26 protein-coding genes are annotated in these 24,612 nt (G+C 66.1%); 12 read left to right on the plus strand and 14 right to left on the minus strand.

Translation table 11 applies throughout. The features are described 5' to 3' along the window. Nucleotides 1-68: 68 nt before the first annotated feature. From ACZ5BM_RS14610 to ACZ5BM_RS14625, 4 genes are all read right to left on the minus strand, one after another. The gene (locus ACZ5BM_RS14610) at nt 69-644 is read right to left on the minus strand and encodes a YqaA family protein (RefSeq protein WP_498908843.1); all 576 of its coding nucleotides are present in this window, start codon (nt 642-644) and stop codon (nt 69-71) included. A gap of 73 nt (nt 645-717) precedes the next feature. Continuing rightward, on the minus strand, nt 718-2,160 hold the full coding sequence (locus ACZ5BM_RS14615) for an ATP-binding protein (protein ID WP_498911658.1): 1,443 nt from the start codon (nt 2,158-2,160) through the stop codon (nt 718-720). Between the two features lie 142 nt (nt 2,161-2,302). Further along, nucleotides 2,303-3,022, minus strand: a complete 720-nt coding sequence (locus ACZ5BM_RS14620) for a response regulator (RefSeq protein ID WP_498911660.1) — start codon at nt 3,020-3,022, stop codon at nt 2,303-2,305. A gap of 105 nt (nt 3,023-3,127) precedes the next feature. Further along, nucleotides 3,128-3,868: an SDR family oxidoreductase gene (locus ACZ5BM_RS14625; protein WP_498908845.1), complete on the minus strand. Its 741-nt coding sequence runs from the start codon at nt 3,866-3,868 to the stop codon at nt 3,128-3,130. Nucleotides 3,869-3,949: 81 nt separating this feature from the next. Between ACZ5BM_RS14625 and ACZ5BM_RS14630 the strand changes: the two genes are divergently transcribed. Beyond that, nucleotides 3,950-5,281 carry a PRC-barrel domain-containing protein gene (locus ACZ5BM_RS14630; RefSeq protein WP_498908846.1) on the plus strand — a complete coding sequence of 444 codons (1,332 nt, stop codon included), beginning with the start codon at nt 3,950-3,952 and terminating at the stop codon, nt 5,279-5,281. Nucleotides 5,282-5,298: 17 nt separating this feature from the next. Then, complete coding sequence (locus ACZ5BM_RS14635; protein ID WP_498908847.1) at nt 5,299-6,816, plus strand: MFS transporter; 1,518 nt, start codon at nt 5,299-5,301, stop codon at nt 6,814-6,816. A 50-nt stretch (nt 6,817-6,866) separates the two neighbouring features. On the opposite strand, the gene ACZ5BM_RS14640 is transcribed toward ACZ5BM_RS14635, so the two are convergent. After that, the gene (locus ACZ5BM_RS14640; protein ID WP_498908848.1) at nt 6,867-7,913 is read right to left on the minus strand and encodes a cysteine synthase A; all 1,047 of its coding nucleotides are present in this window, start codon (nt 7,911-7,913) and stop codon (nt 6,867-6,869) included. Nucleotides 7,914-7,952: 39 nt separating this feature from the next. Here ACZ5BM_RS14640 and ACZ5BM_RS14645 point away from each other — a divergent pair, with 39 nt between their 5' ends. Further along, nucleotides 7,953-8,372 (plus strand): rhodanese-like domain-containing protein, encoded by a 420-nt coding sequence (locus ACZ5BM_RS14645; RefSeq protein ID WP_498908850.1) that lies wholly within the window; start codon nt 7,953-7,955, stop codon nt 8,370-8,372. A gap of 18 nt (nt 8,373-8,390) precedes the next feature. Here the strand turns inward: ACZ5BM_RS14645 and ACZ5BM_RS14650 are convergent, their stop codons facing one another. Then, complete coding sequence (locus ACZ5BM_RS14650) at nt 8,391-9,287, minus strand: DUF2272 domain-containing protein (protein WP_498911662.1); 897 nt, start codon at nt 9,285-9,287, stop codon at nt 8,391-8,393. Between the two features lie 20 nt (nt 9,288-9,307). Further along, entirely contained in the window at nt 9,308-10,429 is a 1,122-nt protein-coding gene (mtnA, locus tag ACZ5BM_RS14655; protein WP_498908851.1) for an S-methyl-5-thioribose-1-phosphate isomerase, read from the minus strand. Nucleotides 10,430-10,780: 351 nt separating this feature from the next. On the opposite strand from mtnA, the gene ACZ5BM_RS14660 reads away from it, so the two are divergent. After that, nucleotides 10,781-11,857, plus strand: coding sequence for a hypothetical protein (locus ACZ5BM_RS14660; protein WP_498908852.1), 1,077 nt, complete (start codon nt 10,781-10,783; stop codon nt 11,855-11,857). Between the two features lie 57 nt (nt 11,858-11,914). Here the strand turns inward: ACZ5BM_RS14660 and ACZ5BM_RS14665 are convergent, their stop codons facing one another. The 3 genes from ACZ5BM_RS14665 to ACZ5BM_RS14675 all read right to left on the minus strand — a co-directional run bounded on the left by ACZ5BM_RS14665 (nt 11,915) and on the right by ACZ5BM_RS14675 (nt 13,703). Further along, entirely contained in the window at nt 11,915-12,295 is a 381-nt protein-coding gene (locus ACZ5BM_RS14665; RefSeq protein ID WP_498908853.1) for a hypothetical protein, read from the minus strand. Further along, nucleotides 12,292-12,519, minus strand: a complete 228-nt coding sequence (locus ACZ5BM_RS14670; RefSeq protein ID WP_498908854.1) for a rod-binding protein — start codon at nt 12,517-12,519, stop codon at nt 12,292-12,294. The genes ACZ5BM_RS14665 and ACZ5BM_RS14670 overlap by 4 nt, the downstream gene beginning before the upstream one ends. A gap of 77 nt (nt 12,520-12,596) precedes the next feature. Next, nucleotides 12,597-13,703 (minus strand): flagellar basal body P-ring protein FlgI, encoded by a 1,107-nt coding sequence (locus tag ACZ5BM_RS14675; protein WP_498908855.1) that lies wholly within the window; start codon nt 13,701-13,703, stop codon nt 12,597-12,599. Between the two features lie 121 nt (nt 13,704-13,824). Between ACZ5BM_RS14675 and ACZ5BM_RS14680 the strand changes: the two genes are divergently transcribed. Further along, nucleotides 13,825-14,247, plus strand: a complete 423-nt coding sequence (locus ACZ5BM_RS14680) for a flagellar assembly protein FliX (RefSeq protein ID WP_498908856.1) — start codon at nt 13,825-13,827, stop codon at nt 14,245-14,247. 104 nt (nt 14,248-14,351) lie between these two features. After that, nucleotides 14,352-14,765 (plus strand): RNA polymerase-binding protein DksA, encoded by a 414-nt coding sequence (dksA, locus tag ACZ5BM_RS14685; protein ID WP_498908857.1) that lies wholly within the window; start codon nt 14,352-14,354, stop codon nt 14,763-14,765. Nucleotides 14,766-14,806: 41 nt separating this feature from the next. On the opposite strand, the gene flgH is transcribed toward dksA, so the two are convergent. The 4 genes from flgH to flgF are packed head-to-tail and all read right to left on the minus strand — an operon-like array spanning nt 14,807 to nt 18,149. After that, complete coding sequence (gene flgH / locus ACZ5BM_RS14690) at nt 14,807-15,538, minus strand: flagellar basal body L-ring protein FlgH (RefSeq protein WP_498908858.1); 732 nt, start codon at nt 15,536-15,538, stop codon at nt 14,807-14,809. Between the two features lie 2 nt (nt 15,539-15,540). Then, nucleotides 15,541-16,590: a flagellar basal body P-ring formation chaperone FlgA gene (gene flgA / locus ACZ5BM_RS14695; RefSeq protein WP_498908859.1), complete on the minus strand. Its 1,050-nt coding sequence runs from the start codon at nt 16,588-16,590 to the stop codon at nt 15,541-15,543. Beyond that, a complete protein-coding gene (gene flgG / locus ACZ5BM_RS14700; protein ID WP_498908860.1) occupies nt 16,587-17,372 on the minus strand; it encodes a flagellar hook-basal body protein in 786 nt (261 codons plus the stop codon). Before flgG ends, flgA begins: the two co-directional genes overlap by 4 nt. Nucleotides 17,373-17,405: 33 nt before the next feature. Continuing rightward, nucleotides 17,406-18,149 (minus strand): flagellar basal-body rod protein FlgF, encoded by a 744-nt coding sequence (flgF, locus tag ACZ5BM_RS14705; RefSeq protein ID WP_498908861.1) that lies wholly within the window; start codon nt 18,147-18,149, stop codon nt 17,406-17,408. A gap of 148 nt (nt 18,150-18,297) precedes the next feature. Here flgF and ACZ5BM_RS14710 point away from each other — a divergent pair, with 148 nt between their 5' ends. The 6 genes from ACZ5BM_RS14710 to ACZ5BM_RS14735 all read left to right on the plus strand — a co-directional run bounded on the left by ACZ5BM_RS14710 (nt 18,298) and on the right by ACZ5BM_RS14735 (nt 24,539). Then, nucleotides 18,298-18,774 carry a flagellar basal body-associated FliL family protein gene (locus ACZ5BM_RS14710; RefSeq protein WP_498908862.1) on the plus strand — a complete coding sequence of 159 codons (477 nt, stop codon included), beginning with the start codon at nt 18,298-18,300 and terminating at the stop codon, nt 18,772-18,774. Then, entirely contained in the window at nt 18,771-19,865 is a 1,095-nt protein-coding gene (fliM, locus tag ACZ5BM_RS14715; RefSeq protein WP_498908864.1) for a flagellar motor switch protein FliM, read from the plus strand. Before ACZ5BM_RS14710 ends, fliM begins: the two co-directional genes overlap by 4 nt. 49 nt (nt 19,866-19,914) lie before the next feature. Further along, nucleotides 19,915-20,358: a DUF6468 domain-containing protein gene (locus ACZ5BM_RS14720; RefSeq protein WP_498908865.1), complete on the plus strand. Its 444-nt coding sequence runs from the start codon at nt 19,915-19,917 to the stop codon at nt 20,356-20,358. A 2-nt stretch (nt 20,359-20,360) separates the two neighbouring features. After that, the gene (locus tag ACZ5BM_RS14725; RefSeq protein WP_498908866.1) at nt 20,361-21,002 is read left to right on the plus strand and encodes a MotE family protein; all 642 of its coding nucleotides are present in this window, start codon (nt 20,361-20,363) and stop codon (nt 21,000-21,002) included. Then, entirely contained in the window at nt 20,995-21,693 is a 699-nt protein-coding gene (locus tag ACZ5BM_RS14730; RefSeq protein ID WP_498908868.1) for a protein phosphatase CheZ, read from the plus strand. The genes ACZ5BM_RS14725 and ACZ5BM_RS14730 overlap by 8 nt, the downstream gene beginning before the upstream one ends. Before the next feature lie 134 nt (nt 21,694-21,827). Next, entirely contained in the window at nt 21,828-24,539 is a 2,712-nt protein-coding gene (locus tag ACZ5BM_RS14735; protein ID WP_498908869.1) for a hypothetical protein, read from the plus strand. The last annotated feature ends 73 nt before the right edge of the window (nt 24,540-24,612 follow it).

Raw genomic sequence — 24,612 nt, forward strand, 5'->3', positions numbered from 1 at the left:
TCCTCCTGCAGGCCGCGCCAGCATAGGCGCGGTTCGGCGGAGGGCGCCATCGGGACCGGCTGGGTGGTTCAGACCTTGAGAGCGACCAGCAGCCCGCCGACGACCAGCACGAAGGCGGCCAGGGCGAGCAGGGTGAGGCGCTTCTCGATGAAGACCTGGGCGGCGGGGCCGAAGCGCCGGAGCAGGGCTGCGACCAGGAAGAAGCGGGCGCCGCGCGTGATCAGGCTGGCGAGCAGGAACAGCGGCAGGCTGTAATGGGCGACGCCCGCGGCGATGGCGACGACCTTGTAGGGGACCGGGGTGAGGCCCTTGAGCAGGATCACGGTGAAGCCGTATCGGGCGAAGCTGTCGCGATACACCGCGAGCGCGTGTTCGGCGTGATAGAGATGGATCACCCTGTCGGCGAGGCCGATCAGCAGGTCGCCGAGCAGCCAGCCGACCGTGCCGCCGCAGAGGCTGGCGATCGTGCAGATGCCGGCAAGCAGCCAGGCGCGGTCGCGTCGTGCCAGCACCATCGGGATCAGCAGCAGGTCTGGCGGGATCGGGAACACGCTGCCTTCGGCGAACGCGATCAGCGCGAGCCAGAGCGGTGCGGAGGGGCGTGCGGACAGCGCCAGAACGGAGGCGTAGAGGCGCTGCAGCATGAAGGGGGGTCCGATCCGGCAAGAACTGCGCGCCCACTAGCCGGTCATCGGCCCGCTGGAAAGATGGGTGCGCTCAGGCGACCAGGGTGATGGTGGCCTTGAGCCCGTGCGGCGGGCGGTTGGCCAGCGCGATGTCGCCGCCCTGGGCGCGGACGATGTTGCGGGCGATGGACAGGCCGAGGCCTGTGCCGCCGGTTTCGCGGTTGCGGCTGGTTTCCATGCGCACGAAGGGTTCGAACACGCGCTCCAGCATCTCGGCGGGGATGCCGGGGCCATCGTCCTCGATCAGCACGCAGACATGGCCGTCCCGGGGCGGATGCAGCGTGACGCGTGCGCCGCCGCCGTATTTGACGCTGTTGCCGACCAGATTGGCGAGGGCGCGCTTGAGGGCGAGCGGTCGTGCATGGATGGTGACGGCGGGCGGCGGGGCGGCGAAGCCGACGCGATCGGCGAGGTCCGGGCGTCCGTCCGTGGCGTCGTCGAGGATGGTGCTGAGCAGGGCGTTGAGGTCGAGCGGCACCATCGGTTCGCGATCGGCGCTGTCGCGTCCGAAGGCGAGCGTGGCGGAGACCATGGCTTCGAGCTCGTCGAGATCGGCCAGGAACTTGGCCTGCAGCTCTTCGTCGTCGATGAATTCGGCGCGCAGCTTCATGCGTGTGATCGGCGTGCGCAGATCGTGGCCGATGGCGGTGAGCATCAGCGTGCGGTCGGTGACGAAGCGCCGGATGCGTGAGGCCATGGTGTTGAAGGCGATGGCGGCGGTGGCGACTTCGGTCGGGCCGTCCTCCGGCAGCGGTTCGGAATTGACGTTGCGCCCGAGGCGTTCGGCGGCGACGGCCAGCGTGCGCAGGGGGGCGGTGAGACGTCGCACCGCCCAGATGCTGAGCAGGCCGGCGGCGGTGGTCATCAGCAGAAAGGCGAGCGGCAGCGTGGGCGACAGGAACGGGTCGGCCAGCGGCATGACGAAGCGCACGGTGAGCCAGCGCTGATCGTCCGGGAACTGCATGGCGACGGCGTAGAGGCGGCCGAGATGGGCGAAGGGCGATGCGTGCCGGCCTTCCACTGGCGGGATGTCGCCGCCGGGCGGCGGGCCGCCGTTCAGCCAGTCGGGCGGCGGTTCGCCGGGCCGGAACGGATGCCAGACCGGCGGCGCGTTGTCGGCGCCCGGACGGGTATTGGGCCCGAAGAAGCCGGTATTGTGCGGGTTGTCGTAGTTGTTGGCGATCAGGATCCGTGTGGGGCGCAGACGTGGCGGCAGCGGATATGAGGCGACGTTGTGTCGCATGAATCCCTGCACCGCGAACGGGGCCGGATGCAGCTGTCCGAGCACGGGGGTGTCGGCGACGAAGGCGTGGAAGCCGGGCGGCAGATGCAGACGGCCGAGTTCGGCGTTTCGGGCCAGCGGATCGCTTTCGGCGACCGTCCGGTAGATGCCGGCGACCTGTCCGCCGACTTCGCGTTCGTTGTTGAGCCTGGCGAAGTCGATGCGATCCAGCGCGTGGATCAGCAGCCCCATCGTCTGCACCACGATGAGGCCGAGCAGAAGCACGAGGGCGGTGCGTGCGGCGAGACTGCGCGGCAGGATATGCCGGCGCCGTTTGCGCGCGACGGGTTCGGCGTTCGGCACGTCGCCGGTCGACAGCAGCGTCAGGACACCCTCAAACGCGTTCGACGTCGGCTGCCAGCACGTAGCCGCCGCCGCGCACGGTCTTGATCACCTGCGCGTTGCGCCCGTCGTCTTCCAGCTTGCGTCGCAGGCGGGAGATGGCGACGTCGATCGCGCGGTCGAACGGTCCGGCCTGACGGCCGCGCAGCAGATCGAGCAGCATGTCGCGCGTGAGAACGCGATTGGCGCGATCCAGCAGGGCGACCAGGAGTTCGTATTCGCCGCCGGTCAGGGGCACTTCGACGCCGTCGGGATTCAGCAGGCGGCGTCGCAACGGTTCCAGCACCCAGCCTGCGAAACGCAGAAGCCGCGCATCGCCGTCGGTCTTGCGTTCGTCGCGTTCCGCCGTGCGTCGCATCACGGCGCGCATGCGGGCCATCAGTTCGCGCGGGTTGAACGGTTTGGGCAGGTAATCGTCGGCGCCGAGTTCAAGTCCGATGATGCGGTCGGTCTCGTCGCCCATGGCGGTGAGCATGATGATCGGCACGTTGCCTTGCGAGCGCATCCAGCGCGCCAGATCGAGTCCGCTTTCGCCCGGTAGCATGAGATCGAGCACGACCAGCTGGTAGTGGCCGTTGATCCAGGCCTTGCGCGCTTCGCGTCCGTCGCGCGCCGCCGTGACACGGAACCGGTTGCGTTCCAGAAAGCGGGCGAGCAGGTCTCGGATCTCGCGATCGTCGTCGACGATGAGGATGTGAGGCAGCGTTTCCATCAGTCGCAGCATAGCCTGTTACAATCGGGCTGTGCACTGGCCGTTGCAATTGGTTGCAACGTTCCGCGCGGGGAACGCGGACGCCGCGGCGTGTCGGAGGAGTCCTTATGTATAGATCATCTTGCGGGTCATGCCGCCGTCGATCACGAACTCTGCGCCGGTGACGAAGCCGCTTTCGGGGCCGAGCAGCCAGGCCGCCATGGCGGCGACGTCCGACGGCGTGCCGACGCGTCCTGCGGGATGTTGGGCGTGGTCCTGCTGCGTGAGGGTTTCCCCGGCGACGTCGATCCAGCCCGGGCTGATGCAGTTGCAACGTACGCGCGGGCCGAGGCTGATCGCGAGCGCGTGGGTGAGGGCGACGATCCCGCCTTTGCTGGCGGCGTAGGCTTCGGTGTCGGGTTCCGACATGTGCGCGCGTGTGGAGGCGATGGCGACGATGGCGGCTGCGTCGCTGCGTTCGAGCAAGGGCTGTGTCGCGCGGGCGAGCAGGAACAACGCGGACAGGTTGGTGTTCAGCACCGTGTTCCATTCCGCGACCGAGAGATCGCGCATCGGTTTGCGGATCATGATGCCGGCATTGCTGACCAGCGCGTCGAGCCGGCCGTGCGCGTCGCCGATCGCGGCGACGGTGCGCTCGATCGCGTCCGGGTCGGCGAGATCGAGGCGATGCGGGTGGAAGCGGGCGGCCGCCTGCTGCGCGTCGCGATCGAGAGCGTGCACGGTCCATCCGTCCTGCAGGAGCCGATCGGCGATCGCTCGTCCGATTCCGTGCGCGCTGCCGGTGACGAGGGCGATCCGGCTGCGTTGCGGTGCGTGCGTATCGTCTGCGTCGTCGTGCTGTGGCACTGTTGCCTCCCGGTCCGAACCCGTGTGGCTGAACGCGCGTTTCGCCGGGCGGGATGCACCAGGCCGGGTTCGGGAGGCTGGATGACGGGTTCGACGCTGCGCTGCGGCGCTGTTCTGGGATGGACGTTGTTGTCGCTCGCCGTGGGCGACGCGTCCGCACGGGCGCAGACCAAGAGCGGGACGGAGGTGCCCGAGGCGAACACGGCCGTCGCGGCGGGCACGCAGACCACCCGGCCCGACGCGGCGAAGAATGGCGCCGCGACGGCCGACGCGGGACAGGTCGATCCGGAAAAAGCCAAGCCGGAAAAGGCCAACGCCGGAAAGGCCGATCCGGGGAAGAACGTCGTGGGACGGGGTGCCGAGGCGAGAGCGGGGAAGCAGGCTTCGGAGCAGAAAGCGCCCGACGGCAAGGAACCGGCGGACAAGGCCACGGCGGCGGCAACCGCGACTGCGGCCGGGGCGGCCGCTCCGATGGCGGCCGGTCAGGGGGTGGCGAGCGTGCCGCCTGCCTCGCCGTCCGTTGCGCCGAATCCGACGGAAGGCGATCGCACGGCGCTGATCGATCAGGACGTGGCGCAGCATCCCCCGCAGACGGCGATCGCCTCACGCGATCCGTCGCATCTGCGGACGGCGAAGATGAAGCTGGGCGGGCTGCTGGATCGCAGCGTGCACAGCCTGGAGAACAACGAGGTCGGTCGCGTCATCGACGTGATGACCGGCGACGACGGCAAGCCCGCGGCGCTAGAGCTGGACGTGGGCGGGTTCCTGGGGGTCGGCAACCGGCGCATCGCCGTGGCGTGGAACCTGTTCGATCTGACCCGCACCGGGCAGAACGATCCGCTGCGCGTGGCGCTGAGCGCGGCGCAGGTGCGGTCCGCGCCGGCGATGGACGAGTCGGGCGAAACCCAGGTGGTGACCGGTGCGGAGCCGATCGGCGGGCCGGCGCCGGCCAAGGACGCGAAACCGGATGCGTCGCAGGGGGCGGGGGCGAGTGCCCCCGGATCGGCCGTGCCGGCACCGGGGGGACCGGCGAAAGCGGTGCCTGCAACGTCCGCTCCTGTCACGACCGTCCCTGGCGCAACTGCCCCCGGCACGGCCGCGTCCGGTTCTGCGGCTCCGGCTCCGGCAGGGGTGGGCGTTCCGGGCGGCCAGCAACAGGGTTCGCCGGCCGAACCCGCAAAGCCGACGCAACCGCGCGGCGCGACGCCGAAGCAGGACGGAACGGCGCCGGTTGCGAAGCCCGGGGCGCCCCGGGAAGCGGCGCATCCGTCTTCGGACGCGCACGGTGCGACAGGGGACAAGAAACCGGCGGCGCATCCGGCCGAAACGGCGGATCCCGCACATGAGGATGCCGCGCATCGTGGCGCCCGGGATGCGTCCCCTCGGGATGGAAACGGGGAACCACGGTTCTGATCGGCGTTCCGTCCGGAATGACGGCCCCTTCCACCTCGAAGACGGCGCGCCGCTCGCCTGTGGACCGGCGCAGCCAGCGCGGTCTGGACTGGCTGAACTTCTTTGTCGCCAATCTGCAGACCGCGTTCGGACCGTTCATCGCGGTGTATCTGACCAGCGCGCATTGGACGCAGGGCCAGATCGGGCTTGTGCTGACGGTGGGCTCGGTGACGGCGATGGCGAGCCAGGTGCCGGCCGGCGCCGCCGTCGACATGCTGCGCAACAAGCATGCCGCGGCGTCGCTGGCGATCATCGCCATCGTTCTGTCCTGTCTGCTGCTGGCGGTGTTTCCCGATCGCCTGCCGGTGACGGCGGCGGAGATTCTGCATGGCTTCGCCAGCTGCATGCTGAACCCTGCCATTGCGGCGATCACCTTGTCCGTCGTGGCGGCGGGCGTGGCGGCACAGGAGGCGGAGCTGCGCGCCAGCACGGCCCGCGCGGCGGCGGAAGCCGGGCTCGCGGGAATGGTCGCGACGGTGGAGGGCGATGCGGGTGCGGTCGCGTCCGGCGAAGTGGCGCCGGAGCGGACCGGCGCGGACACGCGTGCGCTGCCAGCCAACATCGCCATCGCGCAGGACGTCGAGGCGCGGGCGGCGGCGGAAGCGGCGGCGCCCGCGCATGCCGCCCTGGGCGAGCGGTTCGGGCGCAACGCGTCGTTCGGCTCCATCGGCAACGCCGTGGCGGCGGGATTGATGGGTGGTGTGGGCTATCTGGTGTCGGCGCGTGCGACCTTCTTTCTGGGCGCGCTTCTGGCGCTGCCGGGGCTGATCGCGCTGCGCATGATCGCACGCGTGCCGGAGCCGGCGGCGCAAGGGGACAAGGGGGACAAGGCGGTCAAGGGCGCGTCCTCGGAGGAGATGATCGCGGCCAAGCCGAAGGGCGGCGTGCGTGCTCTGCTGCGCGACCGGCGTTTGGCGGCGTTCGCGGTGTGCGTGGTGCTGTACCATCTCGGCAACGGCGGCATGCTGACGCTGGCGGCGGGCGAGGTAACGCGCAATGCGGGGCATCTGGCCGAGCTGGTGATCGCGGCGTGCATCTTGCTGCCGCAGATTCTGGGGGCGTATCTGTCGCCGAAGATCGGTCGCTGGGCGGGGATTTTCGGGCGGCGTCCGGTGATGATGGTGGCCTTCGCCGCGGTGCCCTTGCGCGGGCTTCTGTTGGCCGTGTCGCCATCGCCCGTTCTGATCGTGGCGGTGCAGATGCTGGATGCGGTGAGTTCGGCGGCGTTCGGGGTTATGATGCCGCTGGTGGCGGCGGATCTGAGCCGCGGCACCGGGCGGTTCAACCTGTGCATGGGGCTGCTGGGACTGGCGATGGGGATCGGGGCGAGCTTCAGCACCAGTCTTGCCGGTCTCGTCGCGGATCACTCGCTGCGGGCGGGGTTTCTGGTGCTGGCGGCGTCGGGCGCGCTGTGCGTGACGGCCGTGGCGGTGCTGTTCCGGGAAACGGCGCCGGGGCCGTTGCAGCCGATCCGGCGGCGGCTGCGCAAGGGCTGAGGCGGAGAAAACGCCCGGCGTGATTGTGCCGGGCGTCGTTCAGGTATGCGTCAGTCGAGCCAGGGCGGTGTGGGCAGGTTGCGTTCGCGCAGGAAGTCCGGATTGAACAGCTTGCTTTGATAGCGCGCGCCGCCGTCGCACAGGATGGTCGCGATCGTGTGGCCGGGGCCCATGGCGCGTGCGACCCGGATCGCCGCCGCGACGTTGATACCGGCCGAGCCGCCGATCGACAGTCCTTCCTTGATCAGCAGATCGAACACCTGCTGCAGCGCTTCGGTGTCGGGGATCTTCTCGGCGTCGTCGATGCGGATGCCGTCCAGATTGCCCGGCACGCGCGACTGTCCGATGCCCTCGGTGATGGAGTTGCCCTCCATCACGAGTTCGCCGGTCTTGACCCAGCTGTAGAGCGCGGAGCCATCCGGATCGGCGAGCACGATGCGCGGCGGAGTCTTGCCGTCCTGCTCGGCCAGAGCGCGCAGGCCGAGCGCCACGCCGGCCAGCGTGCCGCCGGTGCCGCAGGCGCAGGTGAAGGCGTCGAGCCGGCCGTTCGTCTGCCGCCAGAGTTCGGCGGCGGTGGTGCGACGATGGCCTTCGCGGTTGGCGAGATTGTCGAACTGGTTGGCCCAGACCGCGCCGGTTTCTTCTGCGAGACGGCGCGAGACGTGCACGTAGTTGCCGGGATCCTTGAACGGCTTGGCCGGCACCAGACGCAGATCGGCGCCGATCATGCGCAGGAAATCGATCTTCTCGCGGCTCTGCGTTTCCGGCATGACGATCACGCTCTTGTAGCCGCGTGCATTGCCGACCAGCGTGAGGCCGATGCCGGTATTGCCGGCGGTGCCCTCGACGATGGTGCCGCCAGGCTTGAGCGTGCCGTCCCGTTCCGCCGCGTCGATGATGGCGGCTGCGGCGCGATCCTTGACCGAACCGCCGGGATTCATGAACTCGGCCTTGCCGTAGATGCGGCAGCCTGTGAGTTCTGACGGGCCGCGCAGCAGGATGAGCGGGGTGCCGCCGATCGCCGCGTCGAGATCGGCGGAGGTTTCGCGCCAGCCCGTCTCGCGATCGGCTGCTGTCGCTTCTATGGTTCTGGGCATCGCGGTTCACCTCCAAACGGGTCGAACAGGAAAGCAGGGATGGTTGGCATGGTCGAGGATGTGGCGCCTGCGGATGTCTGGCGCATTCTGACGGAACGCGCGGACGCGCAATTGGTCGATGTTCGGACGGACGCGGAGTGGGCCTATGTCGGTGTGCCCGATCTGTCTCCGCTGGGCCGTCGCGTGCATCTGGTGCAGTGGCAGTCCTTTCCGACCGGTGCGCCGAACGGGGCGTTCCTGGAGCAGTTGCGGGAGGCCGGTGTGACGCCGGAGCAGCCGGTGTTCTTCATCTGCCGCAGCGGCGCACGCAGCCTGTATGCGGCGGAGCGGGCGCAGCAGAACGGCTATGGCAGCGTGTTCAACGTCGCCGACGGATTCGAGGGTCCACCGGATTCGTATGGGCATCGCGGCCAGGTGGCCGGGTGGAAGATGTCGGGTCTGCCCTGGCGCCAGGGCTGATCCCGGTCCGGCGCGGGTTCAGTCCTGCGCCGGGGATTCCGCGTTGGCGTCATAGAGAACCTGGAGCACGACCAGCCACGCATAGCGGCTGTCGAGCGACCTTCCGTCCGGCCCTGTGAGCAGCCCTGTGGGGCCGACGGGAACATGGGTGAGCGCCACCGCATCGTCGACATTGCCGCCGATGATGTTGATGCCGTTCGCTGTGCGCGCGACGACGATGCCGCAATGGGCGGGGAAGCCGTTGCTTGTCGGCAGGTTGGCGTAGCGTAGCGAACGCGCATGGCCGCGCCCGGCGCAGATCAGGTCGCCGACCTGCGGCGCGTAGTTGGCCGGGTCCTGAGCGCGCAGGGCGGCGGCGGTGCCGGAGACGGCTGCATTGATATAGGTGGAATGGTTGGGCGAGTACGGAAAACGCTCGCTGGCTCCGGCGATCCGCATGACATAGGAAATGAACGCGGCCGACCAGGCGAAGCGTCCGTCATGCACGTAATCGAACGGCGCACCGTTGGCGTCGTGCTTGCCGGTCCAGGCGACCTCGCTCTCGTAAGGATCCTGACCGATCCACCAATATTCGCCGACGCGTTCCCAGAGTCCGGGCAGGCGTTCCGGCTTCACCGCGGTGGTGGAGGCGTCCGGGCGCTGTTCCGGATCGTCGTCATCCACGGGCTGACCGAACAAGCGCCATTCGCGCAGCGCGATGGCGACGGCGTTCTGCCGCGCGAATGGTGCGAAACCGCGCGTGGCGAAATCGGGCACGTGATCGTCCGGCCCGGCCGGACCCTGCGTGGTGCGATATTGCGCCACGGGGGTCTGCACCGGTGCGGGGGTGGGTTTCGGCGTCGGCTCGTCGGCGCAGGCCGCGAGCAGGCCCAGAACCATTCCACCCGCTGCCAGACGCGCCGACATTCTCACCATCGCCATGCCCATTCCGTTTCTCAGTCCGTTTTGCCGGTGTTCCGTTCGGGGAACAACGTCAGAAGCCCCTGTTGCGATGCGTCGCAGACGCCGCGCTCGGTGAGAAGTCCGGTGACGAGGCGCGCCGGAGTAACGTCGAAGGCCGGGTTGGCGGCGCCGGTGCCGTCCGGCGTGATCTGTATGGCAGCGACCTTTCCGTCGGAATCACGGCCGACGATATGCGTGACTTCACGGGCAGAGCGCTCTTCGATCGGGATCTCCCGCACCCCGTCGCCGACGGTCCAGTCGATCGTGGTGGAGGGGAGGGCGACGTAGAACGGCACGTCGTTGTCGTGCGCGGCGAGCGCCTTGAGATAAGTGCCGATCTTGTTGGCGACGTCGCCGTTGCGCGTGACGCGGTCGGTGCCGACGATGACCATGTCGACCTTGCCGTGCTGCATGAGGTGGCCGCCGGCATTGTCCGAGACAACCGTGTGGTCGACGCCGTGACTGCCGAGTTCCCAGGCGGTGAGGGCCGCGCCCTGATTTCGTGGGCGCGTTTCGTCGACCCAGACCTGCAGGGCGATTCCCTGATCGTGCGCCATGTAGATCGGCGCCAGCGCCGTTCCCCAGTCCACGGTGGCGATCCATCCGGCGTTGCAATGGGTGAGGATGCGCACCGGCGCGTCATCGCCGCGCACACGCTTGGCGTCGGCGATCTGTTGGATGAGGGCGAGACCGTGACGGCCGATCGCCTCGTTCTGCGCGACATCCTCGTCGCAGATGGCGGCGGCTTCCTCGTAGGCGACGCGGACGCGATCGGCGGGGACGGTGTTGCGCAGGCGCGTGAGCATGCGCTCGATCGCCCAGCGCAGATTGATGGCGGTAGGACGCGTTTCCGCCAGCATCGCCGCATCGCGCTCCATCGCGTCCGTGCTGTTGTCGATGCGTAGCGCGAGGGCAAGGCCGTATGCTGCGACGGCGCCGATCAGCGGCGCGCCGCGCACCTGCATGGTGACGATCGCTTCCGCCACCTGCTCGGGTGTTTCGAGACGCAGGATGTCGAGCGACCAGGGCAGCCTGGTCTGATCGAAGATGTGGACGGCGTAACCGTCTTCGGTGTCGACCCAAACGCTGCGGAAGGACTCGCCGCCGATCTTCATGTTCGCTTCTCCGTGTCGCGCTTCGCGGGCGTTCGCGCCCGAACCGGGACTGTTCGGCACTCGCATAGCATCCTTCCCGTTGGCGATCATCGCTGACGCGGCATGACGAGTATGCGATACGGTTCGGGCAAGTTCTGCGACGTTGTTTTCGCTGTGTTGCGTCACGGAACTTTATCGTAACGGTTGCTTTTGGTTGACATTGGCTGATCGAGTGAGGATGAGCGTGTCAGGCGTACGCCGTATCGACGCGAATCGGCGCGGCCCGGATTTCGGAATTGCTCCCCGAGGAGTGGATCAGGCGACCGTCCCGAATCCCCCGGCTAATGATCTACGTGAACCAGAGGAACGCCCATGAGTAACGACGAGAAGACAGACCGTCGCCGCACCCGCGCGATGGCCGTTCGCGCCGGCGGACGCCGCACGGCGGGGACCACTGCGCGCAGTAGCGCCACGCGCACCACGCGCACGGCTACGGGCCGCACCGCCGCCACCGCGAAAAAGACGGTGACCAAGGCTCCGGCCAAGGCGACCAAGACTCCCGTGCGTGGCGCTGCGAAGTCGGCGACGAAGGCTCCGGCCCGCACCGGCGCAAAGCCGGGTCCGAAGTCGGGCTCGCGCACTGTAGCCGCAAAGACCACGCGCGCCACCAAGGCTCCGGCCAAGACCACGCGTGCGACGACGACCCGCGCCACGGCCACCCGCAGCACCGGCACACGCGCCGCGACGACGCGCACGGCGACGACCGGTCGGAGCACCGCTGCGAAGACCACGCGCGCGACCAAGGCGCCTGCGAAGACCACGCGCGCCACGGCGACGCGCAAGCCGGCGACGCGGACGGCCGCCACCACCAAGCGTGCGACGTCGACGCGGACGCCAGCTGCCCGTACGACGACTGCGACCCGCACGACGCGAGCGCCTGCGACGCGCGCCAAGGCCGCGACCAGCACGCGCAAGACGCCGGCGCGCAGCACGGCCGCTACCAAGCGCACCGCCGCTGCCGCCCCGAAGCGCACGACGCGCGCAACGGCGGCGAAGCGGACCACGGCGACCACGAGCACGGCGCGTACCGCCACCAAGCGCGCGACCGGCACGGCGGCGCGCAAGACCGCTACGACAGCGAAGCCTGCGACTCGCGCGACCCGTGCGACGAAACCGGCCGCGACCCGCGCTGCGGCAACGCGCAAGACGCCAGCGGTCACCACGGCGCGGACGACCGCACGCAAGACCGCGACCACGGCGACGCGCAAACCGCGCGCCAAGCGTGAGATCGCGTCGGAGGTGTTCGATCTGTCCGGGATCGACGCGCCGAAGACCCGCGCGCCGCGTCGCAAGAAGATTGCCGATCCGATCGTGACCGAGATGGAGGCGTTGGAGTCCGGCGCTCCCGTGGAGCATGACGAGCATACGAACGAGACGGAAACCGACTGATCCGTTAAACGCACGGTGACGTCAGAGCCGGACCGGTGCGAACCGGTCCGGTTTTCTTTATGCCTGCCTGATCATTGCGACTGCCATCCCGGCTTTCTGCATTGCGTGCCGGCCGCCACCGCCATACAGCGGTGTCTCCATCATCTTTCGTGCCGCATCGGCCATGATGCCCATAATCCGGTCCTGCACGCGCAGGGCGCGCGCGAGAGCATCCTTGTTCTGGTCAGCCAGAAGGCACAGCGTATGTGCCAGTTCCTTGTCTTCATCCGTGTCCGGTTCGTCGGCGATCGTTCTGCTGGCCTCGAGCGCCTGGAGCGCAGCCTGTTTCCCTGCGAGAAGCCGTTCGATGCCAGCATAATGTTGATCGGCCAGAAATGCGTTTTCCTGCTCCAGGAGCGCGCATAGACGCCTGGCGGCGTCGCGTCGGGATGCATTCATTTTCGGCTTTCCTGCATCCTAAGCATCTGTTTGTAGATGTCGTCGGCAAGCCCAAGGCCGCCATGCTGCTCGACCTGTTTCGCCATCTCGGTCACCAGCATCGGTTTGAAGCTTTGCTCGCCCTCGCCCCCACCGAACATGCTTTTCGACGTGTCCACCGTCGCGAACATCGGTTCCAGCAACTGACCGATCGCCATGGCCTCGAAGTCCTGCGCGGCCTTCATCGTCTTCTGATCGATGGGTGCGGCCTGATCGGCGGTCGCGGATGCGCCCGGCTGGGAGGCGGGGATGGCTGAAAGTTTCATCGTACCACCAGATCCGCTTGCAATGCTCCCGCAGCCTTGATGGTTTGCAGGATGCTGATCATGTCGCGCGGTCCGACGCCCAACGCATTCAAGCCCCCGACCAGATCGCGAAGGCTCGGGCCAGCTGGAAGAATGCCGAGACGCTTACCGGCGCCCGTATCCACCTTGATGGAGGTGCGCGGAAGCACGGCGGTCTGACCGTTCGAGAACGGGCCCGGCTGGGAGGCGACCGGTGTTTCGCTGACCTGCACGGTGAGATTGCCCTGCGCGATCGCCACCGTGCTGATGCGTACGTTATCGCCCATGACGATGGTGCCGCTCGCTTCGTCCACCACGACGGTCGCTCGGGTGTCGGGCTGGATCAGGAGGTCCTCGATCCGACCGAGCGTTCCCATGACGTCGCCGCCATGCAGGGACAAGGCGACCGTGCGAGGGTCTTCGACCGAGGCCATGTCGCCGAGATTGGCGTTGATCACGCTGGCCATCCGTTCGGCCGTGGTGAGATCCGGGTTGCGCAGCGACAGATGCAGTACGTTCTGTGCGCCGAGCGAAACCGGCACCTCCTTCTCGACGATGGCGCCGTTGGCGATATGCGCACTGGTGGGGATATTGCGGGTGATGGAGGCTGCGGCGCCCTTGGCGCTGAACGCGCTGCTGACGAGCTGGCCCTGCGCCACCGCATAAACGTCGCCGTCCGCAGCCATCAGGGGCGTGACCAGCAGGGTCCCGCCAGAAAGGTCTGTGGCGTCGCCGGCAGCGGAGACCGTGACGTCGATATGGCTTCCATTATGGGAAAAGGCCGGAAGTTCGGCAGTGACCATGACCGCGGCAATATCGCGCGTCTGTAGCTTGGTTTCCTGATCGCGGATGTTGACCCCGAGACGCTCGAGCATGCTGATCAGCGTTTCTCGGGTGAAGACGGAGTTGTTCAGCCGGTCGCCGCTGCCGTTCAACCCGACCACCAGCCCGTAGCCGATGAGCTGGTTGCTTCTGATTCCCTCCACATCGGCGATATCCTTGATCCGCACCGATTCCGCGATCGACTCCCGGACGGGGAGCAGAACGGAAAGTGCGAAAAGGAGGAGAAAAAGCGGCGCTCGCATCGTGCCCTTCAAGGGTCGTCAAGGATTTCGGTCTACAGTGTGACGGGAAAGGGCAAAGAATGTCTGAACGCGCGATCAAGAATCTCCCATTCGACCCATTTTTTTTCGGGGTGCCCTCGTGGTGACCGTCGTGCGGTCGGGGCCGATCGCGGCGGTTGCGGCCTCGCCCGTGCAGAGGCCCGGTTCTTCCGGCTTCGCCGTGCTGGACCAGACCGCCTCCCCGGGGGCATCGGTGAGCGTCGGAAAATCCGGGGCAGCCGGGGCAATCAGCAGCGCGATGATGCTGACGCTTCAGGAGAGCGGCTCTCGCGAGCAGGCCGATGAGGAGGCGCGCCGCCATGGTCGGGCTCTCCTGGAGGAATTGACAGGGCTCCAGCGCGCGCTCCTGGACGGAAGCGATTCGGGGTCGCTCGAACGGCTGGAGGCGCTGAGCCGTATCGGGCCGGGAGATGTCGATCCGGTTCTGGCCGGTGTGGTGTCGTCGATCCGGTTGCGCGCCCGGATCGAGTTGGCTCGCCGGAAGCAGGGCCGGGATGCCGTTTGACAGGCGGATGACAAACAGACTTCGCGCTTGGCGTGTCGCTTGGCCCTCGCTATAAGCCCGGCCATTCCTCCATGGCGGTGCACGCTGCCCCAGGAAAGGCGCTCATGATCACTCTGCCCCCGGACTATCGTCCCACCGACGAAGAGGAGTTCATGAATCCGCTCCATGTGGAGTATTTCCGCCAGCGCCTGCTGAGATGGCGCGCGGAACTGCTCAAGGAAGCGGACGGTACGTTGGCCAGCTTGTCAGAGGGCGGCATTCACGAAGCCGATATCACCGATCGGGCAAGCGTCGAGACCGATCGTGCGCTCGAGCTTCGCACGCGAGACCGGGCCCGCAAGCTGATCTCCAAGATCGGTCAGGCACTGCTGCGTATCGAGAGTGGAACTTACGGTTTCTGCGAGGAAACCGGCGAACCGATCGGTCTGAAGCGTCTGGAAGCCCGGCCGATCGCGACCTTGTCGATCGAGGCGCAGGAGCGCCACGAGCGTATGGAGAAAGTCCATCGCGACGACTGAGCCCAATGGTGCAGGGATCACTCAGCCGGGCATATGTCTGATCAGAACGGCAGAAGAATGTCCATGAGCTGCTGACCGTAGCGTGGGGTCTGCAGATCGGTCATCTGGCCGCGACCGCCATAGGAAATCCGTGCTTCCGCCATGCGGTCATGGGTGATCGTGTTGTCGGCGGTGATGTCTTGCGGCCTGACGATCCCATTGACGTCCAGGATGCGAAGCTCGCTGTTGACGCGAACTTCCTGACGGGCGTTGACGACGAAATTGCCGTTGGGAAGCACCTGGGTGATGGTGCCGGCAAGGCGCAAGGTCATGGTTTCGGCCCGCTTGATCGTTCCGGTCGCGACATTGCTGTTGGTGCTGTTCGTAGACAATGATGCGGCGCCCAGGGCGGACTGGACGATCCTCTGCTTCAGGCCGAACAGATTGGGGATGCCCATCGACTCCGTTCCGGTGCGCGATCCGGTGCTGTTGTTCTCGAAATCGGCGTTGTCGGTGATATCGACCAGCACTGTGATCAGGTCGCCCACCTGGGCCGCGCGCTGATCGCGGAAGAATGCCCGGCTGCCGGGGCGCCACAAACTGGCAATTTCTGCTGGTGCGGGCTGAAGCGGCGGCGTCGGCATCGTGACCGGGCGGTAGTCTCGCGCCTGTGTGGGATCGGAGATCGCCGTCATACTGGGTGGTCGCCCCAGATCGGACAGGCGTGAGAGCGAGCCGCAGCCTGCCAACCCGGGCGATAAGACCAGAAGGAGAACCAGTCGCCGTGCGTTCACGATCAGCGCGCCTCCTGCGCGGGGGTGGGCGGTTGCGGCAAGTCGGATACCGACGTGTTCGAGGCGATTCGCGGCAATTGTCCAGCACCCAGACCGGGCTGGTTGGAGAAGACCGGGGCCGTGCCGGGATCGATGGCGACGTCCGACACAGCGACAACCGTTCCGATCAGGATCGCCCGTGTGGCACTGTTCATGACATGAATTCGGTCGCCGGTGCCCCCGCCTTCCAATGCTGTTCCGGCCGCGGTGAGCGCCAGGCCGCCACTGGACAGACGCAGCACGACCGGTCGCCCGCGCGTCACGAGCATCGGTCGCAGGAACTCGTCCTGCATCAATGACGCACCGGCTGGCATGGGTTGGCGCGTGACCAGACCGGCGATTTCCGCGATATCGGAGATCGGCGTTCCACGGAAGGCGGCCTTTCGAACTCGGGCGGGGGCAACGTCCGACGCGGTCACGACAGAGCCGGCGGGGAGCGCGTGCTGCAGAACGAGCGATTGCATCATCTGCTCGGCGCGACCGGTTACCCGGATCGTTCTTGTGTCCTCGTCCAAAGACATGAACTGAAGACTGGCCGAAAAGCGGCCGTTTTGGGGGTCGTAGTTCAGCCCTGCGACTGCCGGGGGCGTCGTGTTGTCTGCAGGAAGATCGATGGAAGCGAAGACACCCAGGCTTATATCGGTGTCCGGCGGCATCCCCGCCTCCGCCAGGGCAGGTTTCAGCGCCGCAACGATTTCTTCGCGCTGCACCGTTCGTGCCGGGCGTTGGATCGAAATGGCGTGGATGGTGGTGCCATCGGGCAACTGCACGCCGAATTGCGACGCGATGGCCTGGACCTGTGATGCAGGCACGATCTGGCGCTGACCCGGCGTCGGCGACGGGCCGATATCGCAGTCCTGACCGGGCAACAGGCCGGAGAAAAGGTCCGACAACTTGACCGATGCCCCGTGTGGCGTCGCCGCCGACCGGAGCGTTGCAGCCTCCGTGAGCGGAACGTTGGACAACATCGCCATTACCGCCATCATGGCGGCTGAAAGGTTTCGCTGCTTCATTTGAGGTTGGTCAGGGTCTGCATCATGTCGTCAGATGCGGTGATCACCTTGCTGTTCATCTCATAGGCACGCTGCGCGGTGATCAGGTCAGTAATCTCCGTCACCACGTTGACGTTCGAGCTTTCGACGAAGCCTTGCATCACGCTGCCGAATCCGGCGGCTCCCGGAGTGCCTGTGGTAGGGGCGCCGGATGCAGCCGTCTGCGTCAGGAGGTTGTCGCCTTTCGCATCCAGGCCGGTTTCGTTGGGAAATACGGCCAGCTGGATCTGACCTACCGTCTGTGCGGCGGTTTGCCCCGCCAGTGTCACCTGTACCTGGCCAGAAGCGTTGATCGACACGTTCTCGGCATTGGTCGGAACGGTAATGCCCGGTGCCACTGCGTAGCCGTCTGCGGTGACGATGGTGCCGTCCGCGGCGAGGGCGAAAGTGCCGTCGCGGGTGTAGGCCGTGTCGCCCGAGGGCATCGTCACCTGGAAGTAGCCATTGCCTTGGATGGCCATGTCCAGCGTGTTGCTGGTCTGTGTCAGGTTGCCCTGTTCGTTGATGCGGTAGATCGCCGCGGTTTTGACGCCGAGGCCGAGCTGTGCGCCAGACGGAACCACAGTTCCGCTATCCGAGCTGTTGGAGCCGACCCTGCGCAGGTCCTGGTACATCAGATCCTGGAACTCCGCGCGCCGCCGCTTGAAGCCAGTGGTGGTCATGTTGGCAATATTGTTGGAGATGGTTTCGACGTTGGTTTGCTGGGCCTGCATGCCCGTGCCGGCTATGTCGAGTGCGCGCATGGCTTCTTTCTCGATGTCTCGTGCGAGGCGTGATCAGGAGGACAGGGTCTGGCCGAGCTTGTCGATCGCGTTCTGACGACGCTGTGCTTCGGCCTCGACGAACTGAGACGAGAATTCGAATTCCCGCTGTGTTTGCAGCATGGTTGTCAGTTCGGCGATGCTCTGGACGTTGCTGCCTTCCGTCGCTCCTTGGGTGATTTTCGGCTGCGCCACCGGCGTGGTGCCGCTGCTGGTTGCATAAAGAGAACCGCCGATGGGCCTGACATCGGCCGGCGTGTCCGCTGTGACCACGGCGATCTGGCCGACTTGGCCGTTCTCCGTGGAAATGGTGCCGTCACCGGCGATTCGGATCTGCGTGTCCGACGGCGAAAGTCGGATCGGCTGACCGCCTGTGTCGAGTACCGCGTTTCCGGCGGGGTCGGACAGAACGCCGTCTTGGCCGAGGGAGAACCGTCCGGCGCGCGTCAGTCTCGTGCCTTGCGGGGTAGAAACCGTGAAATAACCATCGCCCGACAAAGCCACGTCGAGCGGATTTCCGGTGGGTAAGATCGTACCTTCGCGCTGGTCCAGATAGGTCGCGCGATCCTGCGTGTAGGCGTATGGGGTGCCGCCATGCGATGGCAGGGTGCCGTTTTGACGCGACAGGAAGTCGCTGAACAAGACGCGCTGTGCTTTGAAGCCGTCGGTGTTCGCGTTGGCGATATTGTTCGCGACGACTTCCATGGCGCGTTGCTGGGCGTCCATCCGGGACAGGGCGATATAGGTGGTGTTTTCCATCACGGACCCTCGGTAACGAGAGTCATTGTCGCGTGGAGGGCTGAACAAACCCTTAACGCCGAATCATTTCCGCTCTTAAGAGGGCCTTAACGATCATCGGTGCACACTTCGTTCGGGAGCCAGAAGGGCTGCTGCCGGAGTGGGATCGATGAGCGAAGCGGAACACAAGGATGAGGCTGGCAGTGGTGGGGGCGGCAAGAAGCGCCTCATCATCACAGCCGCCGCGGTGCTGCTCATCGGTGGCGGCGGTGCCGGTGCCTGGTTCGGCGGTCTGATCGGCCATGGCGGCCATTCCGCCAAGGCGAAGGCCGTCGCGGAAAAGCCGGTCCTGGTGGATCTGCCGGACATGATCTCGAACCTTGACACAGGTGGCCGCCGGGCCAGCTTCGTGAAACTGCATGTCAAATTGCAGGTGGATCATGCTGCGGATGTCGCCGCCATCACCGCGGCTGAACCCGAACTGGTCGATATTTTTCAGACCTATCTCCGCGAGATGCGTCCGGAGGAGTTGCGTGGCGGCGAGGGAACCTACAGGCTGCGCGAGGCCCTGATGAACCGTGTGGATGCCCGGCTGGCGCCGGTGCAGGTCTCCGACCTCCTGTTTACGCAGTTGCTCGTGCAATGAGTGGCGCGGATACCGACAGCGACGAGGATCTCGCCTCCGCCTGGGCCTCGTCCCTTGAGGAAGAGGCCGCGCCGGCCGGAGTGGAAGTCGCGCCGGATTCGACCCGTATTCTGAATCAGGCCGAAATCGACAGCCTGCTCGGTTTCGAGCAGGGACAATCGGATGACGTCGACAGCGACGGCATGAGGCGGATCATCAGTTCCGGGCTGATCTCTTATGAACGCCTGCCGATGCTGGAGATCGTCTTCGATCGCCTAGTGCGGATCATGTCGACCAGCCTGCGTAATTTCACCAACGACAACGTCGAAGTGTCGATCGACAACGTTGTATCGCTCCGTTTCGGCGATTATCTCGACTCGGTTCCTCTACCGGCGATGTTCGCGGTTTTCAAAGCGGAGGAGTGGGAAAATTACGGGTTGATGGTCATCGACTCGGCAATGATCTACTCGATCGTCGATGTTCTGCTTGGCGGCCGCCGTGGCACGGCGGCCATGCGGATCGAAGGGCGCCCGTATACGACCATCGAGCGTACGTTGGTGGAACGCCTCATTCGTGTCGTGCTGGCGGATCTGTCGACCAGCTTTGACCCACTCTGCGCGATCACGTTCCGCTTCGAGCGGCTCGAGGTGAATCCGCGTTTCGCCGCGATTTCCCGGTTGTCGAACGCGGCGGTGCTCGCACGCATGCATGTGGACATGGAGGATCGCGGCGGCCGGATGGATCTGGTGCTGCCCTACGCCACACTGGAGCCGGTACGTGAGCTGCTTTTGCAGCAATTCATGGGTGAGAAGTTTGGCCGCGATGCCATCTGGGAGACTCACCTAGCTGAAGAGCTGTGGAACACAGATATCGATCTCGACGTGGTTCTTGATGAACAGCACATGCGTTTATCGGACGTGCTGGACCTGAAGCCAGGAAGCCAGTTCATTCTCCGGCAGGGCCCCGAGGCGCCGGTGCAACTCAAATGTGGCCAAGTCGTGCTGTTCGAGGGGCGGGTCGGACGACGGAAGAATCGCGTCGCAGTCCGGATCGATCAGGTTACGGGTCACCCTTCCCATCCCAACGAACCGCTCGGCTCGAAACGAGGCTGACATGGGCTTCTTGTTGAACAATACGGAATTGTCCGTCGATGTCCTGCTGATGGTGATGCTGCTCGCGACCATGCTGGTGGCGTTCAGGCTGGAGCGGGCACTTGGTGTGCTCCGACGGGATCGGGCATCCCTGGAGAAGCTGGTTCAGAACTTCAACGACAGCACGGCGCAGGCCGAGAACGGCATTGAGAAACTGCAAGCTGCCGCGCAATCGACGGGGCGGGACATCGCGCGTCACATCGATCAGGCGCGGCGCCTGGAATCGGATTTGCAGTTCCTGATCTCTCGGGCGGAAAAGATGGCCGACCAGGTAGAAGCCGGTCTGACCTCGAGCAAGCGGATTTCATCGGCGGAAGCGAGATCGTCGACGGATAGTCTGTCTCCAAAACCGTCCTTCAGCCTGTCCAGCACCTTGGGCGCAGCCGAGGCGGAAGCAAAGCCACGCAGCCAGGCGGAAAAGGATCTGCTGCTGGCTCTTCGGGCAGTGCGTTGATCATGGCGCGTCTGTCCTGGCAGCGTGCGCTGCTTCCCGCCACCATCGCCGTCATGTTCGTGGCGCTTACAGAGCGCGCTGGGACCTTGGCGAGGGCGGCGACAGAAGCCAAGCCGTCCCCGGCGGCGCTGGCCTCACCGCTATCGCAAAATCCCGCTCCGAAGATCGTGGGCGCCAAGGTTTCCGCTGCTGCCACCGCACCGACTGCCGTGGACGAAACGAATGCCCTGGCCGATCTGAAGCGCCGCCGCGAGGCGCTGGACAAGCGCTCGGCAGCCCTCGACGAGCGGGCGGAACTGCTGGCTGCGGCGGAGCAGAAACTCCAGGCGCGGCTCGATCAGCTCGGGGCGTTGCAGATGCGGCTCGAGCAAACCGAACAACAGCGCAAGGTGCGCGCCAATGCGAATTGGACCGGTTTGGTGAAGACCTACGAGGCGATGAAGCCGGACGATGCGGCCGCTATCTTCAACGTGCTCGATATGGACGTGCTGCTCGAAGTTCTGGATCGCATGGACGATCGCAAGGAAGCCGGGGTGCTGGCGGCAATGTTGCCGGAGCGTGCCCGGCAGGCGACGCAGATGCTGGCGCGCAAGCGTCTCAAGGAGAATGCGGATGCTCCCCAGGTGGTCGGTCAACATGGATAGGAAAGACATCCAGCGGCAGCGGATCAACACCGCCGCTGCAACGACGATCCCGTGCGAAGGGCTCAAGATGGGTTCGACAAATCTGGCAGACAGGCTGGCCGAGCGGAAAGCGGCCTATACCGACCCTGAATCCGTCGCCGTTGCAGAGATCGTGATGTCGGTCCTGTCCACGATGAGTGGCGACATGGGCCCGCGCGAGGCGGCGTTGCTGCACGAAATCAACACGCTTGGCATGGCAGTGGCTACCGCGCGTGAGGAGATCGCGGCCTTACATGTGGATGACATCATGATCAGCCACATTCCGTGTGCCACGGACGAGCTCGACGCGATCGTCGCGCATACCGCAGCTGCCACCGAGTCAATCCTGGAGGTCTGCGAGACGCTCGATATGCTCGGTGCCGGGCTGGAAGGCGAGGCAGGGGCAGATCTGCAGATGGCGACCGGCCGGATCTACGAAGCCTGCAGCTTCCAGGACATCACCGGTCAGCGGATCACGAAAGTCGTTGCGACGTTGAAGACGATCGAAAGCACGATCGCGCGTATCAGCAGCACGTTCGGGCATCCGCAATCGACCGTCGAGGTCGAACTGTCTTCCAAGCCGAAAGGTGTGTCTTTGTTGAACGGTCCGCAGCTTCCGGGTGCCGCAATGGATCAGGCGGATATCGACAGATTACTGGCCAGTTTCGATTGATGCGACGCGTCTGCATCCTCCTCGCCAGCTTGTTCTGTGCTGTAGGAAGTGCTTCCGCGGCGGTGGGGACGGATCAACCCGTCGTCGCGCATGGCTCCGGGGATATTTCCGTTCCGCCGGGTCGGCTGGTGTTCGTGACCCGAAGCGACGAACCCGTTTCCCTGTCGCGGGTCGGCGATGAACTGACGCTGACGCCGGCACTGGGTTTGCTGGACCGAAAAGCGGCGGCGGGATCCGGGGCGCTGACGGTCAGATCGTCGCGGGGCCATACGGTGATACGGCTGCGTCGCGCGGCGGTCGTTCGACCGGTGCAATCGCCGGGGCGATACGTGCTGGAAATCAGGCCGCCCGACACCGAGCCGATCCTTGCTACCGGGAAACAGCCGGAGACGGTGTCCGCATCTCCCGCGACGGGCGGCGTGCTGCCTGGCTTGCCGTCACCGATGATTGCCGTCGTGGATCAACCGGGACCGGGCATACCGTCCTCGAACCTTGTCAGGTCGCCTTCCTCCGCGATGACACCGGGCGTATCGGCTGTGATGCCAGTAGGTACCAGCCCGGTTTCGATCGAGGCAGCGCTGATCCCGCCTGCGTCGAACGAAGCCGCCGAGTTGTTGCTTCCGTTCGGCCGAACGGTCGGTGCCGCTGTGTTTCGCCGTGCCGGACGATTGGAGGTCGTGTTCGACAGCCGGAAGCCGATCGACCTGTCGGCTTCGTCCGGTGATCCGGTGTTTCAGCAGGCGCGGCTGACGCTGTTGCCGGCCGGCACGCTTCTCGACATGCCGTGCGAGGCATCCAGTCCGATTTCCCTGCGCAAGGTGGAAGCTGGCTGGTTGTTGACCAGACGCACGGGCAAAGCCGAACCGGTTGTACCCGCGGCGATGCAGGACGGGTTGGATTTCGCTCTTTCCGATGTAGGCGACGTGCTGACCATCGCCGATCCGGCTGGGGGTGGGGATCTGCTTGTGGGAACCGTGCGCGGCGATAGCCATGCCGTGACGGCGATCGGACGTTCGCCGGGTTACCGTCTGGTTCCGAGCCTCTTGGGCGTGGTGGTGGAGCGGCTGGCGGATCGTGTCGAGTTACGGCCGCATGCAGCGGGCCTTCACTTGTTCGATCCGTTCGCTCCGGCGGGTGGTTACCAGGTCGATCCTGCGTCGTCCTTCTCCCGTGCGGTTGAGCTGGCGCAGGTCGATCGTGGTGAACAATGGCGGCGCTACAAATCCTTTCTGGCCACCAGTGCGGCTCTCCCGGCCGCGGCGCGTCGTGGCGCGCGGCTGGATGCTGCACGTGCTGCCCTCGCACTCGGTTTCGGCATCGAGACACGACGGCTCGCCGACATCGCCGATCAGGATGCCCCGGGCGCTTCTGATCGGGCGACCAGCGCGTTCCTGATCGGTGCGGGCGCATTTCTGGCGGGCGATCCGGATGCAGCGCGCTTGCTGGCCGATCCTGCGATCGGCAACAGCGACGAGGCCGCTTTGTGGCGAGGGCTGGCGATTGCCCGGGAGACGCCGTCGGATAAGCCGGCGCTGCGTTCGATCCGGGATTTCTGGCGTCTTCTCGGGGCGTATCCCGCGACTTTGCGGCAGCGAGTTCAGGGCGATGCGGCGCTCGCGCTCGCCCGAAGTGGTGACGAGACCGCGCGGACACTGGTGTCGGAACTGCCCGATCAGGGTGGCAAGATCGGGCTGGCGCGGGCGATCGTGAGCGAAGGCGTCGATGGCGACAAGCCGGCCCTGGCTTCGCTGGACAGGTTGTTCGCCGATCGCGACCCGGATGTCTCGTTATCGGCGGCGCTGGACGCGATCGATCTGCGTCTGCACGACCACCTGATCGGTCCGGGCGAGGCAGCGAAACGCACCGAGGCCCTGATCTATGACGGGCGCATGGCCGGGCGGGAAGCCGATGTGGCCATTCGGGCTGCCCGGTTGAGAGCGGAGAACCGGGAATTCGCGAAAGCGATCGCGATCCTACGCGAGCAGGATGCCGGCGACGTTTCGCCCCAGATCAAACGGTTGGCAGGAGAGATCATGGTGCAGGCGGCCGGTGCCGGCACCGGAAGCGACGCTGCCGCCGGCGGGAAGAGCGGAGGCGATGCGGGCGATGTTCTCGGCGCAGTGGCGCTTCTGCAGAAGAACCAGGATTTGTTGCCGCAGGATCTCGACCGCGTCGCCTTGACGACTCGGCTTGCGGACCGCCTCGCCGCATTGGATCTGCCTGGCCAGGCGACGCATTTCCTCCAGCAGGCGTTCGAACAGTCTCCGCCCGGCAAGGACAAGGCGACGCTGGGGCTGGCGCTGAGCCAGTCCTTGCTGGAGCAGGACGACCCCAAGGCGGCTGCTTCAATCCTGTCCTCCGTGCCGGATGATGCTCTGCCGGCAGCGGCGCAGGAGCGGCGCACGATGCTGCACGCCAGGATACTGCAGGCACAAGGCGATCGGGGTGGTGCGGTCGCCGCTCTGACGAGCCTCCAGGATGCGGATGCATTGACGTTGAAGGCGTCCATGCTGGGCGACAACAAGGATTGGCAGGGAGAGGCCGATGCGCTTTCGGCGCTGCTGTCCCTCAGGATGCCCAAGGGGCCGGACGGAAAGGTGCTGGATTCGGATGGCGAAGACCTTGTGCTGCGTCTGGCCGGCGCCTTGTCTCGTGCCGGCCATCTCGATGCCTTGAAGCAACTCGACCAGACGTGGTCGGCGTCGTTCGCCGATCAACCGAAACGCGACATGCTGGGTCTGCTCGCTGCGCCCGACGTCACCTCGATCGCCGATCTGCCGCGTTCCGCCGGCGATCTCAGTGCGGCGCGCTCGGCATTGAAAGGGCTGGGGGGTGGGGCGAGCTGATGACGGAGCGACCCGCGCCGGGCTGCCATGCTCGGTTTTGGCAAAGTTTTCTCGCCAAAACTGCGATTTATGC

The organism is Lichenicola sp. GTC18331 (genome assembly GCF_055386855.1).